This window comes from Planktothrix mougeotii LEGE 06226 (assembly GCF_015207485.1).
Classification (GTDB): domain Bacteria; phylum Cyanobacteriota; class Cyanobacteriia; order Cyanobacteriales; family Microcoleaceae; genus Planktothrix.
This window is the reverse complement of record NZ_JADEWU010000119.1, coordinates 1-12,436: the sequence shown is the minus strand read 5'-3', so window position 1 is coordinate 12,436 and position 12,436 is coordinate 1. Positions and strand designations below refer to the sequence as shown.

Sequence of the window (12,436 nt, the reverse complement as noted above, 5' to 3'; positions counted from 1 at the left end):
TCAGTAGAGAGGCGCTATGGTAAGTTTCTAAACTGACAACTGACAACTGGTACAGACGCGCCATGGCACGTCTCTACACTGATAACTGGTACAGACGCGCCATGGCGCGTCTCTACACTGATAACTGATTGTCCCCAGGAGGTGATTGCTGTGTTTGCTTTAGAATTTCCGTTCCCGGATAGGGAAGACCACCCAACCCAAGCCGAAACCTTGAACCAGACCTCGGTGGAAGCTTCGGCGTTACTGAAGTATTATGGTTTTGATTTATCGGATCAGACTTCTGAACAAATTGCGGCTGAGTGGCTAGAACAATATGAAGCTTCTTGGGTGTTTTTGGCAATCCTAGAAGCACTATATCAAGGACGTTATAAAGCGATTTCTGTACAACAAATCTTAATTTATTGGCAACGTCGGGGACAAGCGATTTATCATTTTACCTCTGATTTTGAGCGTTTAATTTGTCATCGCTTTCCCCAAAATTTATTACTGAGGAGTCAAAATTCCGAATCATTACCGACTCAGGAAACCCAAGAAAAAACAATAGAAAAAGATATTAAACCAGAAATCAATTCCGAATTAGAAACCCATGAAACGGATAAATTATCCCTTAAACATCCTGATTTTTACAGGAAGTTAAAGGGATTTATGGGTGATAAAACTCAAGAAAAAAAGAAAGATTGATTAGGGACTACTATTAATCGGATGCGGTGACATTTTCATAGACTCCTTTGTCTCGTTTGACTAATTTCGTAAACCCAGCGTTTTTATAATCGGAATTAGAGGTGGGAACTGAAAGCATCGGTGCACTGATGACACGGCGCACAGGAGCATCTTCAGGGGTTTCTCCTAGGGCACACTGGGCCAACTGGCAAAGTTCACCCCAGGTTTTGATCTCCCGGCTATAGGAGTGCATCACTTCTATCGTTTGGTTGTTGCTTGGACAGAAATAATCGTAGATTGGCATAGCAAGGCTTTCTATCACAGTGGGTGACGATTGATATCTCTATTATGGAGGGTTTTGCTCAAAGTTTCACCCCCCCAAAAAAAGGCAAGACCCAAACCGGATGCAATTTTACCAAAATCAGAGATAATACGGAAGTTGAGGTTGTGATTTCCATTCATTTGCTCAACAACATCTCATCCTCTATCGTGATCAAGAAGAAAAAATACACTTGGCTTCGAGGCTGACTAAAAAAATTATGAATTTGACGGGGGTTTTAAGTTTCCTAACACTATAAAATTGAGTTTATATTAAAATTTTCTGACTCTAACCTATTCTGATGAGGATGTATCGATGAGTGATTTTAAACCAACTCCTGAAACTAATATGACAACTACTCAACTGTTAGATCGTTATCAACTTCATGATGCTAATACTTTAAAAACTTGGGCAAGTTTGCACGGAATTTATAAGCAGGATGGTTTATTTACTCCTTCAGAAGTGGATTTAATTGATCATGTTCATCATCATGTTTATAATTTAGGAATGACCGTTGATGAATATCAAAATTTCTTAAATCATCGCCTCCATCGGGTACAATCGAGTGTAGAAGCGGAACCTGCTATTGTTCAGCAAAATCCGGTTCCTGATGAAATTACAACAGAAGCCTCCCAAGCTTTAGAGTCATTAATGGAACAGTATTCCGAAGCGATTGAATTGATGGGGGAACGCATTGCGGATCATTTTATTGATGAATTAGATTTATCCGTGATGCGACATTTGGCAAAAAAAGTTAAAGAACGTCAATTATTAAATGGTCAAGCGGCTAAACCGAATCGTTTTTTAAGAACAATTCAAGCGGTACTTAAACCTAAAAATAGTCCTTTATTAGCTTCTCCTTCTCCTGAAGAAACGACTGTACAAATGGAAAGTAATCATCGCTTAGGTTAAAGGCTTTTTAAAGGTGTTGGCTGTTAACAGTTAACACCCGATACCCGATACCCTAGTTAACAGGCAAGATGCCTGTTCCACACACCCGACACCCGATTTTGATCGAATGGACTCATCTTTAAATCCCAAGAATTTTGTTAAATATTTGTATCAACAGGCAAATTATCATTTAGCACATCAACAAGTTGATGAAGCGCTGTCTGTGTGTTTGGCGGCACTGAATATAGATCCAGAGTATGCACCGATTTGTAAAACATTAGGGGTAATTTGGCAAGTTCAAGGAGATTTTGAACAGGCTGAATTTTGGTATCAAAAAGCTTTAAAATTAAAGCCGGATTATGCAGAAGTTTATGGAAATTTAGGAGATATTTTTGCTAACAAAAAAGATTGGGAAACCGCAATTTTAAATTATCAAAAATCGATTCAATGTAATCCTAATATAGCCGTTATTCATCGAAATTTAGCAAAGGCTCTTACTCAAGTGAATCAACTCGATGAAGCGGATATTTTTTGGTATAAAGCGTTTCATTTAGAACCCAGTTTAGGACTATTTTCTGAACATTTAGTCTTAGGAAATCGACTGTTTCAAAAACAGGAAATTAACAAGGCAATTTTTTGTTATCAGAATGCCATTCAATCTAACCCCCAGGGATATGAAGCGTATCATAACCTAGGAGAAGCTTATTATCAACTGCAACAATGGGACAATGCAATTCAAGCTTATAGTCAAGCCGTTGAAAGAAATGATCAATTTTTCCCCCCTTATATGGCGTTGGGGAATATTAATAAACTATTAGGCAAATGGGAAAATGCAATTCAAGCTTATCAGCGTGTGATTGCCTTAAATCCGACGGCCTATTTACCTTATTTTCAAATTGCAGAAATTAAGTTTAAATTACAACAATGGGATATAGCGATCGCCTTTTACCAAGAGGCTCTAAAATTAGAAGATAAGAACCCATTTATCTATTTATCTTTAAGTCGAGCTTATAGTTTTACAAAACAATGGGAAGAAGCGATCGCCGTTTCAGAAAAAGCCCTAAATATAAACCTGAATTTACCCCATTCTCATACCCATTTAGGGAACTTTTTATCAGAAATTGGGGAACTTGAAAGATCGATTCAATGTCATCAGAAATCCCATCAATTAAGGGGATGGACTGCCAGCATTGAGAAGAATTATCACTTTACCAAAGATTGGTTTAGCGTGAATATTCCGAACTGGGATAAAGCTCTCCGTGCTTTCGCTGATCTTCCCCAGATTCAAGGCTTAGAAATTGGCAGTTTTCAAGGGATGTCTGCTTGTTGGTTACTGGATCAGATTTTAACCCATCCAACGGCAAAAATGACGTGTATAGACTTAAGTTTTAAACCAGAATTTGATCAAAATATCGTTAAAACTGGAGCATCGGAAAAAGTAATTAAATTAGAGGGATATTCTCAAGACATATTACCAACTCTTTCCCCTCATACCTACGATTTTGTTTATATTGATGGCTGTCATTTAGCCTCAGTAGTCTTGCAAGATGCGTTACTATCTTGGCAATTACTGAAACCGGAAGGAATCATGATTTTTGATGATTACGAATATCGAGATCCTGAACATCCCGAAGAAGATACTCATCAAGGCATTGATCAGTTTTTGAATAGCCTCTCCCAACCTGCAAAAATTTTACATCAAGGCTATCAGTTAATCCTGCAAAAAACGGTTTAAGCTTTTATGCTTCAAACCATTCTTGCGCTTCTTCCCATCCTTGACCTTTTCTAACAATAACAGGTTCATCGGCGGTTAAATCAATAATTGTTGAAACTTGATAACCTGGATCTGAGGTATCATCAACAATAATATCAACTAATTTTCCTAAACTATCGTACAATTTGGCTTTATCAATTTGACCTTCTATGGGCAATGCGATCGGAGCTTGACCTTCTTCTTCTGTGGTAATATGGGCAGAGGTGGAAATAATCGGATTTCCTAAAGTTTCAATAATGGATAAACACGCTTGATGATTGGGAACTCGAATTCCGGTGGTCTTGCGTTTGGGAGACATGACTAATTTAGGAACTAATTTAGTCGCCGGTAATAAAAACGTGTATGTCCCTGGAATTAAGCGTTTAATTAACCGATAAGCTGAGTCACTGACAATGGCATAATCAGTAATATTCGATAAGGACGAACAGAGGAAGGTCAAGGGTTTATCATTGGAGAGTTGCTTAATGCGTCGGACTCGTTCAATGGCCGACTTAACGGTTAAATCACAGCCAATGGCATAGACCGTATCCGTCGGATATAGCATCAACGCGCCATCCTTGAGGGCCTCTTTGATTTTTTCTAGGGTACGTTCTTGAGGGTTTTGGGGGTGAAGTTCGTAGAGAATTGCCATAGTCAAATGTTGTATTTTAGAGAATAAATTTTATAGTGATTTTAAGACTAACAGACTAACGACAAATTATGGCTAAAATTGCTTATTTTCAATGTCCCACTGGGATTTCTGGGGATATGTGCCTAGGGGCTTTAGTTCATGCCGGGGTTCCCATCGATTATTTAAAGGAAAAGTTAGATTTACTGGGAATTGGGGCGGAATATCAGTTTAAAGTCAAATCTGTTCGTCGTCAAGGACAGTTGGCTACTAAAGTTTCCGTTAATTTAACTCAACAGCAACCCTCCCCAAAAAACATCCATTCCCATCATAATCAGGATCAGGCTCACAATCATCTGCATCAAGATGAAATTCATCCCACCCATAACCTCAGCCCCACCCGTCATTTATCCGATATTGAAGATATTATTCTTAAAGGGAAATTACCGAAACAGGTAGAAGTTTGGAGTTTAGCAATTTTTCGGAAATTAGCAGAAGCAGAGGCGGCTGTTCATGGCATTCCCTTAGAAGAGGTGCATTTTCATGAAGTGGGGGCGACGGATGCCATTGTGGATATTGTGGGAACTTGTTTGGGTTTAGATTGGTTGAATATTGATCAATTTTACTGCTCAAAATTACCCACAGGAGGAGGGACGGTTTGGGCGGCTCATGGTCAATTGCCCGTTCCGGCTCCGGCGGTTTTAAAGTTATTTGAACTGGGGAAAGTTCCGGTTTATAGCAATGGAATTGAACGAGAATTAGTTACACCAACGGGTGCTGCTATTATGGTGACTTTAGTTGAATATTTTGGAGAACCTCCAGCTTTATCGATTCAAACAATTGGCTTAGGGGCGGGTTCTCATGATTTTCCCATTCCTAATATTTTACGGCTTTGGATTGGAGAACACAATCACCTTTATAATCCTGATATGGATTCAAAAAGTAATCCAGAAATTCAAACAATTTCGGAGACAATTGCGGTCTTAAAAACTCAAATTGATGATTTAAGTCCTCAAGTGATTTCTTATACGTTTGAGTTATTATTTCAAGCGGGAGCAATTGACGTTTTTAGTCAACCCATTACCATGAAAAAGTCTCGTTTAGGAGTTTTATTGACGATTATTTGTCACCCCGAAGACCGTCAAGCTTGTGAAGCGATATTATTTCGAGAAACGACAACTTTAGGAATTCGTTATACCCTGCAAAATCGCAGTATTCTCAAACGGGATATTCAAACGGTTCAAACTCCTTATGGTGTTGTTCGCATTAAGGTCGGGTTTTCGGGAGAAAAGATTACGAATGTTCAACCGGAATATGAAGATTGTGCCAAACTGGCTAAACAACATAAAATTAGTTGGTTAGAAGTCCATCGATTAGCCTTACAAAGTTGGTATAATTTGCCTTAAAATTGCGAATAGAGAAGAGAGATCAATAATTAAGCTTCTATGTCTTATCCTAAAAATTTATTAAGAATTTAAGCTTAATTTCTGTTGCTCTTTATACTAGAATTAGCATTGGAGAGCCAAAATCATGAGTTATCTGTTTGGATCTGCTTTTATTCTACTGACTTATTTAACAATTGCAGGGTTTAAATTAGATCGAGAATATCAACGGGGGGTTGTTTTCAGATTAGGGCGAGTACAGGCGGTGAAAGGGCCGGGTTTATATTGGATTATTCCCGCCATTGATCAAAAAGTTCAAGTCGATATTAGAACAAAAACCGTTGATATTGAACCCCAAGAAACAATTACATCGGATAGTGTTACCATTCGCGTTAATGCAGTTTTGTATTACCGTTTAATTGACCCATCTAAAGCAATTGTTAAAGTCGAAAATTATGAAAAAGCTGTTTATCAAGCCGCGTTAACAACCTTGAGGAATGTCATCGGTCAAAACAGTTTGGATGATGTTTTACAAAATCGAGATAAAATTAATCATAAAATTCAAGAAGTTGTTGATGAGATGACAGAATCCTGGGGGATTGTTATTGAACGGGTGGAAATGAAGGATGTTGAAATTCCCACTTCTATGCAACGTGCTATGGCAAAAGAAGCCGAAGCGTTCCGCGAAAAACGAGCGCGTTTAATTAAAGCTGAAGCGGAACAAGAAGCTTCAATTAAATTAGCAGAAGCCTCCCAACTGATTATGAAAAATCCCGCAGCTTTAGAGTTAAGGCGGTTACAAATGTTATCGGAAATTGGCGCCGAAAATAATACTACAACGATTGTTGTACTTCCTTCAGATTTAACCTCATTAGCTCAAAATTTGGCCGTTAAACCCCAATCCAAAACTTCTCTTCCTGCGAAAACCGAATAAAAAGGTTTTTCAACCCTATTCCCTATTCCCTACCACTATAGGCTACAAATCTAAGGGTTAAAGAGAGATTGATTAATTTTCATCCCAAATGAACCCGTTTAAGATTAAGCTAGAAGTTTAGACGTTTTTTCTTGAATCACCATCATGAACTTCCCGTTATCAACAACAGATTGGCTAGAAATTTCTAAGTGGGTTGGAATTGCGACTTTAGTTTTTGCCGGAATTACGGCTTTAGCTTTTATTTTTAAATGGGGAATTCGGTTTAGATTAGTTGGAATCACGGCCTTTACAGGGGTTTTAACCGTCGGGGTTTTTGGCTTAAGTTTAGGTCTATTTTATCATGTTGAAATTCCGGGCGCAGTCCGTTATAGCCGGGTTTTTGATGATGGCGGTAGACAAATTGTAATTGCCGTTCCTCCTAATATTACCGAAACTCAATTAAACGCCACATTACGTCAAGCGGCGGCAGATGTATATTCTCCGGGACGAGGTGGACAATTCCAAGAAGCGTTGTTAATTCGTGCTCGAACTCTGGTTCATCCTGATGCAGAAGTGTCTCAACCCCTCTATTTAGGTCAGGTGAAACGTTCTGTAATTGAACGAGAAAATGATAACCTAGACATTCAGATTTTTAGTAAAAATATGGCTCGTTTACAACAGTTTAACTCTTAAATTCTGTTCAAGTTTAATCCGCCTTTTGAACGATTAAATGGGTGGGTTGATATTGCAGAATAAAGGTTGTCATTATCTCTCGTTCTTCGATAGTTGGAGTGGCTAAACATCCTGATGTTCCCGTTTGAGAAACATAGGAAAAAGCCGAAGGATCATAATGCACCCCTAACCCTAATCGTTGGGTAGAAAAAGTGGGTGTAATTCCTGACCAAACCCCCCCAAATTCTCCGGGTGCCTCTTCTACAACACCCGGAGCATCAAAGGTATAAATCCCAAAGGGTAAAGGCGTTTGAGAACCGGGTTCATCGGAGGGAATTTGTAGACCAATGCGCCCAGAAACACAACGGACAGTATTAATAATTTTGCCCATATTATCGATTAATTGGGTTTGATAAACTTGTAAACCGCCTCCAATTTGTTCCTGGGTTTGTGTGGCTACAATTTTAGAGCCTGGAAGGTTTAAAATGTCAGGATTAATCAGGGTTAAAAATTTTGCAGCAACCCAACGATTTGTCCCGATGGGTGTCCACATTTCACCCTCGACATTAACAGACTCTCCACTAATTGTAACCGAGGTTCCATTTTGTAAAACCTCAACAATTTCACCATTAGGAGTTGAACGCACATTGAGGGTATCACCGTAAGTTGTGACAATAGCAGTCGAATTCATATCACCCTTTGTCAGCTAATTAATTTCATTTTATCCTATTTTTTTGAATATGCCATCTCTCCCATAATATATGTTGCTTGAATGGCTCGATCATCTCCTAATATAATCAATGTAAAGACTTTTTCTGCTATTTCTAATTGAGTTTGATTCGATAAAATTTGTTGATTTTTTAAGCTCATTAACGGTGTTGCATTACAATCTAAAACAATAAAATCTGCTTCTTTTCCTATTGCAAAGTTACCAATTTTATGATCTAATTTTAAGGCTTTTGCTCCCCCTAATGTTGCTAAAAATAAGGCTTGAAAGGCGGATAAGGTTTGGCTTTGTAATTGGGCGACTTTATAAGCTTCATTAGCAGTTTGGAGTAGGGAAAAACTGGTTCCCGCACCAATATCGCTTCCTAAACCCACGTTAATAGGATAACTTTTAGATTTAGCTTGATGCAGTTTAAATAGTCCACTTCCTAAGAATAAATTAGACGTTGGACAAAATGCGATCGCCGATTTTGCCTCGGATAACCGTTTAAATTCATCGTCGCTTAAATGAATACTATGGGCAAAAATTGAACGATCTCCGACTAAACCCGCTTGATCATAAACGTCTAAATAGTGTTGAGCTTCGGGAAATAGTTCAGCTACAAATTCAACTTCTTGAATATTTTCTGAAAGGTGGGTTTGTAAATAAACATCAGGAAATTCTGTTAATAATTTTCCTGCTAATTTCAACTGTTCAGGACTGGAGGTAATTGCAAATCGAGGGGTAATAGCATAAAGTAAACGTCCTTTTTTATGCCAATTTTGTATTAACTGTTTTGTTTCTTGATAAGAGGTTTCTGGGGTATCTTGTAAATAATCTGGTGCATGACGATCCATCATGACTTTACCCGAAATCATCCGTAAATTTCGCTGATAAGCTTCTTCAAAAAAAGCCTCAACGGACTGGGGAAAAACTGTGGCAAAAACTAAGGCAGTTGTGGTTCCATTTTTGAGGAGTTCATCAAGAAAAAAGGCTGCAATTTTTTGAGCATATTCTCGACTACTGAATTTTCGTTCTGTGGGAAAAGTATATTGATTTAACCAGTCTAACAGTTGTTTTCCATAGGAGGCAATCATTTCGGTTTGGGGAAAATGAATATGGGTATCAATAAACCCTGGCATGATTAATAAATCGGGATAATGGGTAATGGTAAATCCTTGATATTTTTCTTTTAAAGTGTTATAATGGTCAAAGTCTTTAATAATTCCTGCTTCTACAACTAATAATCCATCGGGAATATAACGAACACTGTTTTCTTCTGATTCATAGAAGGGATCAGCAATAAAGTCTAAAAATGATGAGCGGAAAAGTTTTAAGTTTGTCATGGTTGAGGGTTAGTCTGGGCTGATATTTTTATAAGGGTTAAGATTAATTTAACCACAAAGACACAAAGAAGTGATAGACGGTGCGTGCGCTGTGCTTACGCACCCTACGGGGGTGGAGTTTGAGCAAATTTTTCATAAAGACGAAATTGAGCAATTTTATAAATTTCTGCTAAAGCGGTTATTTTTTCTTCCTCTATCGAATGATTTAACCGTTGTTCAAAAGCCAATAAAATACTCGCTTTTGTATGATTTTTAACAGCAATAATAAATGGGAAACTGAATTTATTTTTATAACTTTCATTTAATTGATGAAATTGTTCATATTCAGAAGAAGTTAAACAATTTAACCCCACTCCTGCTTGTTCTTTAACCGATGCTTCTGCCATTTTTGCTTTACTTCCTAAGTCAGGATGAGCGCAAATTAAAGCTAATTGTTGTTGTGAATCACTATTTTTAACAATATCAACCATTGTTTGATATAAGGATTGAATATCTGTAAAGGGTCGTTTTAACCAAGCTTGTTCAGCAACCCAAGGAGACGCTTCAAAAATAGCTCCTAATACTGTGATAAATTCCGTTTGATTCATTTGATTTAAGGCGGATAAGGAATAGCTGTTTGTCATGTCTAACTCCCTCGATAGGTGCTATAAGACCAAGGTGAAACTAATAACGGAACATGATAGGCTGCGGTGGAGTCAGCGATGCCAAATCGAATCGGAATTTGATCTAAAAATAAAGGTTGGGAGAGAGATTGATATTGAGTTTTAAAATAGTCTCCTACCGCAAACACTAATTCATAAATTCCGGCTTGAAATTCTGTTTCTGTTAATAAGGGATTATCGGTTCTTCCATCTGAATTGGTGACTACTATTTTTAACTGAATTCGTTCTCCTGTTTCTATATTAATTTGCCATAATTCAATCGTTAAATTAGCCGCAGGACGACCGTTAGCCGTATCTAATACATGAGTTGTAAGTTTACCAACCATAGAACAAAAGTTAAGGGTTAAAATAAGTCTCAAAAATCTATTTTCTTCTAGTGAAATGGCCCTCCAAGAATCGTTTTGCATAAAGCATCGGTAACATCACGTTCCGTTTCTTGTTTCAATTGTTCATACCATTTTTGGGTTAACTCTGGGTCTTTACCATAAATCATATCTGCACGTTTTCGAGCTTTGAGAACCAGGGTAGACGTGCGTTCTTTGCGCTCTGCTTCATATCGTTTTAACGCATATTCTACGCCTAAATTAGTCGTTAATAAAAATCGAGATAATATTTCAGCATCTTCCATCGCTTGACATCCCCCTTGTCCTAAAGTTGGAGTCGTAGCATGAGCCGCATCTCCTAACAATGCAACTCGACCTTTAACAAGAGTTTCTAAGGGGTCTAAATCATGTATTTCTAAACGATTTGACTCATAGGGATTAAGACGTTCAATTAAGCGTTGAACTGGAAACGGCCATCCTACAAAAATCTGTTTTAATTCCTGTTGACGATACTCCGGTTCTACCCAAGTTCCTTTTACCATCGGACAACCAAAGAAATAATAAAATCGATTATTTCCTATCGGCATCATCGAGGCACGTTTACCCTCACCGACATAAATGACCCAAGTATTTTTATCGCCTAAATCTTCCTGAATTTCGATTAAACCATTCCAATTGACATAATTAGCATAACGCAATTCTACCGGATGACCAACGACATAATCGCGCAACTGAGAATGAATTCCATCCGCCGCAATTAACACATCGCCACTGGTTTGATATCCATCAGCAAAATAGGCGGTAACTCGATGTTCATCTTGTTCAATTCCAATACATTGAGCATTAAGTTTAACCGTTTCCGTATCGCTATTAAACGCTTTTAAGAGTAAAGATTGTAATGCCGTCCGGGAAACGGGATAAGGTCGTTGTCCGACGGTTTGTATCACCGGATGTAGAGAAATTCGATTGAATAATTCATTGCGATGACTGCGATATTCCATCACATCCATCAGTCCCCCAATTTTAGCAACTTCATCACCCAACCCTAAACTATTGAGAACTTTAACCCCATTTGACCAAAGTGAAATTCCGGCACCTGCGGGACGAATTTCGTTTGTTTTTTCATAAATTTCAATGGCATATCCCGCCCGTCGCAGGGTTAAACCTGCGGTTAATCCTCCAATTCCAGCCCCAATAATAATAACTTTGAGATGATTCATAACTTTAAGGATTAGAAGATGGCTCTAAGGCAATTTGAGTATAGAGTTTTAAAGCCGAACTCCAAACTAAATAACCTTGTTGACTTAAATGTAAACCATCCGTGCTTAACTCCGGTCGTAAATTGCCGTCAGCATCGGTAAATAAGGAATGTAAATTAAAATAATAAGCACCTTCTTCCTCCGCTATTAATTTTAACGATTGATTGAGATTCCGAATCCGTTCATTGGAAATTTTTAATAAACGGTCACGCCCTTCCCAACTAGACTGTTTACCACTGTGGGGAAGAATAGATTGGACAACGATTTGAGTATCAGGATGTACCCAACGTAAATCTCGAATAATTTCTCGATAATTATTTAATAGTGTTGTATCGTCTACTCCCCGAATTAAATCATTAATGCCAATCATGACAAAAATAGTGTCCGGTTGAGTAATATCAAACAACTTAATTCGCTTTAATAATCCGGCGGAAGTTTCCCCAGAAATCCCTTGATTTAACCAAGTTTGTTCTCTCGGTAAAAGTTCAGACGGAAACCACAAACTCAAGGAATCTCCTACTAAAATCTGTAAATGTTCCGGTGAGCGTTCTGCAACAGCATTCGCTTCCCGCTTCAACTGTTCAACCCACTGTTCATACGTCCAGCGATGACGAGGGACACTAGCTGAATTCAGCAAAGCTGAGTCCGATGTTGATTGGAACTGAGTGGCCCCAAGAGCATCCGTTAACGATGATGTCGTTGCACCTGAAACAGATTGCCTCTGCATTATCAATCCCAGAATGATAAATAAGAGTAACCCATTGCTGATTAAAGATATCCAAGCCCAATGGGGAATAGTTTTTGAGCGAATAAACACTGGATTCCAATGCTGCTTAAACAAGACTGACTCAACCTAATCCGTCCATTTAACATTTAACATCGGTTTCCCTGAAATGGGCAAAAAAAATACCCCGGTTTGGGG

The 12,436-nt window shown here is 38.3% G+C and carries 14 protein-coding genes; 6 read left to right on the top strand and 8 right to left on the bottom strand.

Translation table 11 applies throughout. The features are described 5' to 3' along the window. Window positions 1–150 precede the first annotated feature (150 nt). A complete protein-coding gene (locus IQ236_RS26365; RefSeq protein WP_193872044.1) occupies window positions 151–681 on the top strand; it encodes a hypothetical protein in 531 nt (176 codons plus the stop codon). A gap of 13 nt (window positions 682–694) precedes the next feature. On the opposite strand, the gene IQ236_RS26360 is transcribed toward IQ236_RS26365, so the two are convergent. Further along, window positions 695–964 carry an FmdB family zinc ribbon protein gene (locus tag IQ236_RS26360; RefSeq protein ID WP_190518349.1) on the bottom strand — a complete coding sequence of 90 codons (270 nt, stop codon included), beginning with the start codon at window positions 962–964 and terminating at the stop codon, window positions 695–697. A 330-nt stretch (window positions 965–1,294) separates the two neighbouring features. On the opposite strand from IQ236_RS26360, the gene IQ236_RS26355 reads away from it, so the two are divergent. Together IQ236_RS26355 and IQ236_RS26350 are read left to right on the top strand one after the other, a co-directional pair. After that, window positions 1,295–1,891 carry a hypothetical protein gene (locus IQ236_RS26355; protein ID WP_193872042.1) on the top strand — a complete coding sequence of 199 codons (597 nt, stop codon included), beginning with the start codon at window positions 1,295–1,297 and terminating at the stop codon, window positions 1,889–1,891. Window positions 1,892–1,997: 106 nt separating this feature from the next. Beyond that, window positions 1,998–3,605, top strand: a complete 1,608-nt coding sequence (locus IQ236_RS26350) for a tetratricopeptide repeat protein (protein ID WP_193872040.1) — start codon at window positions 1,998–2,000, stop codon at window positions 3,603–3,605. Between the two features lie 4 nt (window positions 3,606–3,609). On the opposite strand, the gene IQ236_RS26345 is transcribed toward IQ236_RS26350, so the two are convergent. Then, window positions 3,610–4,275, bottom strand: a complete 666-nt coding sequence (locus IQ236_RS26345) for an L-threonylcarbamoyladenylate synthase (protein ID WP_190518355.1) — start codon at window positions 4,273–4,275, stop codon at window positions 3,610–3,612. Between the two features lie 68 nt (window positions 4,276–4,343). Here IQ236_RS26345 and larC point away from each other — a divergent pair, with 68 nt between their 5' ends. From larC to IQ236_RS26330, 3 genes are all read left to right on the top strand, one after another. Next, window positions 4,344–5,657, top strand: a complete 1,314-nt coding sequence (gene larC, locus IQ236_RS26340) for a nickel pincer cofactor biosynthesis protein LarC (RefSeq protein ID WP_190518357.1) — start codon at window positions 4,344–4,346, stop codon at window positions 5,655–5,657. A 124-nt stretch (window positions 5,658–5,781) separates the two neighbouring features. Then, window positions 5,782–6,567 carry a slipin family protein gene (locus tag IQ236_RS26335; RefSeq protein WP_193872038.1) on the top strand — a complete coding sequence of 262 codons (786 nt, stop codon included), beginning with the start codon at window positions 5,782–5,784 and terminating at the stop codon, window positions 6,565–6,567. Window positions 6,568–6,711: 144 nt separating this feature from the next. After that, window positions 6,712–7,239 carry a Ycf51 family protein gene (locus tag IQ236_RS26330; RefSeq protein WP_193872035.1) on the top strand — a complete coding sequence of 176 codons (528 nt, stop codon included), beginning with the start codon at window positions 6,712–6,714 and terminating at the stop codon, window positions 7,237–7,239. Between the two features lie 13 nt (window positions 7,240–7,252). On the opposite strand, the gene IQ236_RS26325 is transcribed toward IQ236_RS26330, so the two are convergent. The 6 genes from IQ236_RS26325 to IQ236_RS26300 form a co-directional block, all read right to left on the bottom strand. Beyond that, on the bottom strand, window positions 7,253–7,909 hold the full coding sequence (locus IQ236_RS26325; protein ID WP_193872033.1) for an SH3 domain-containing protein: 657 nt from the start codon (window positions 7,907–7,909) through the stop codon (window positions 7,253–7,255). A gap of 35 nt (window positions 7,910–7,944) precedes the next feature. Next, the gene (guaD, locus tag IQ236_RS26320) at window positions 7,945–9,270 is read right to left on the bottom strand and encodes a guanine deaminase (RefSeq protein WP_193872031.1); all 1,326 of its coding nucleotides are present in this window, start codon (window positions 9,268–9,270) and stop codon (window positions 7,945–7,947) included. Window positions 9,271–9,374: 104 nt separating this feature from the next. Beyond that, window positions 9,375–9,893: a 2-oxo-4-hydroxy-4-carboxy-5-ureidoimidazoline decarboxylase gene (gene uraD / locus IQ236_RS26315; RefSeq protein WP_228041880.1), complete on the bottom strand. Its 519-nt coding sequence runs from the start codon at window positions 9,891–9,893 to the stop codon at window positions 9,375–9,377. Between the two features lie 2 nt (window positions 9,894–9,895). Next, window positions 9,896–10,258, bottom strand: coding sequence for a hydroxyisourate hydrolase (gene uraH / locus IQ236_RS26310; RefSeq protein WP_193872030.1), 363 nt, complete (start codon window positions 10,256–10,258; stop codon window positions 9,896–9,898). A gap of 47 nt (window positions 10,259–10,305) precedes the next feature. After that, window positions 10,306–11,475, bottom strand: coding sequence for an FAD-dependent urate hydroxylase HpxO (gene hpxO / locus IQ236_RS26305; RefSeq protein WP_193872021.1), 1,170 nt, complete (start codon window positions 11,473–11,475; stop codon window positions 10,306–10,308). 4 nt (window positions 11,476–11,479) lie between these two features. Then, entirely contained in the window at window positions 11,480–12,241 is a 762-nt protein-coding gene (locus IQ236_RS26300) for an SGNH/GDSL hydrolase family protein (protein ID WP_228041879.1), read from the bottom strand. Window positions 12,242–12,436: the final 195 nt, after the last annotated feature.

Excerpts from the sequence above, each read along its gene's own strand:
- IQ236_RS26360 (WP_190518349.1), bottom strand. The coding sequence starts at position 964 with ATGCCAATCTACGATTATTTCTGTCCAAGCAACAACCAAACGATAGAA.
- IQ236_RS26355 (WP_193872042.1), top strand. The coding sequence starts at position 1,295 with ATGAGTGATTTTAAACCAACTCCTGAAACTAATATGACAACTACTCAA.
- IQ236_RS26350 (WP_193872040.1), top strand. The coding sequence starts at position 1,998 with ATGGACTCATCTTTAAATCCCAAGAATTTTGTTAAATATTTGTATCAA.
- IQ236_RS26345 (WP_190518355.1), bottom strand. The coding sequence starts at position 4,275 with ATGGCAATTCTCTACGAACTTCACCCCCAAAACCCTCAAGAACGTACC.
- larC (WP_190518357.1), top strand. The coding sequence starts at position 4,344 with ATGGCTAAAATTGCTTATTTTCAATGTCCCACTGGGATTTCTGGGGAT.
- IQ236_RS26335 (WP_193872038.1), top strand. The coding sequence starts at position 5,782 with ATGAGTTATCTGTTTGGATCTGCTTTTATTCTACTGACTTATTTAACA.
- IQ236_RS26330 (WP_193872035.1), top strand. The coding sequence starts at position 6,712 with ATGAACTTCCCGTTATCAACAACAGATTGGCTAGAAATTTCTAAGTGG.
- IQ236_RS26325 (WP_193872033.1), bottom strand. The coding sequence starts at position 7,909 with ATGAATTCGACTGCTATTGTCACAACTTACGGTGATACCCTCAATGTG.
- guaD (WP_193872031.1), bottom strand. The coding sequence starts at position 9,270 with ATGACAAACTTAAAACTTTTCCGCTCATCATTTTTAGACTTTATTGCT.
- uraD (WP_228041880.1), bottom strand. The coding sequence starts at position 9,893 with ATGACAAACAGCTATTCCTTATCCGCCTTAAATCAAATGAATCAAACG.
- uraH (WP_193872030.1), bottom strand. The coding sequence starts at position 10,258 with ATGGTTGGTAAACTTACAACTCATGTATTAGATACGGCTAACGGTCGT.
- hpxO (WP_193872021.1), bottom strand. The coding sequence starts at position 11,475 with ATGAATCATCTCAAAGTTATTATTATTGGGGCTGGAATTGGAGGATTA.
- IQ236_RS26300 (WP_228041879.1), bottom strand. The coding sequence starts at position 12,241 with ATGCAGAGGCAATCTGTTTCAGGTGCAACGACATCATCGTTAACGGAT.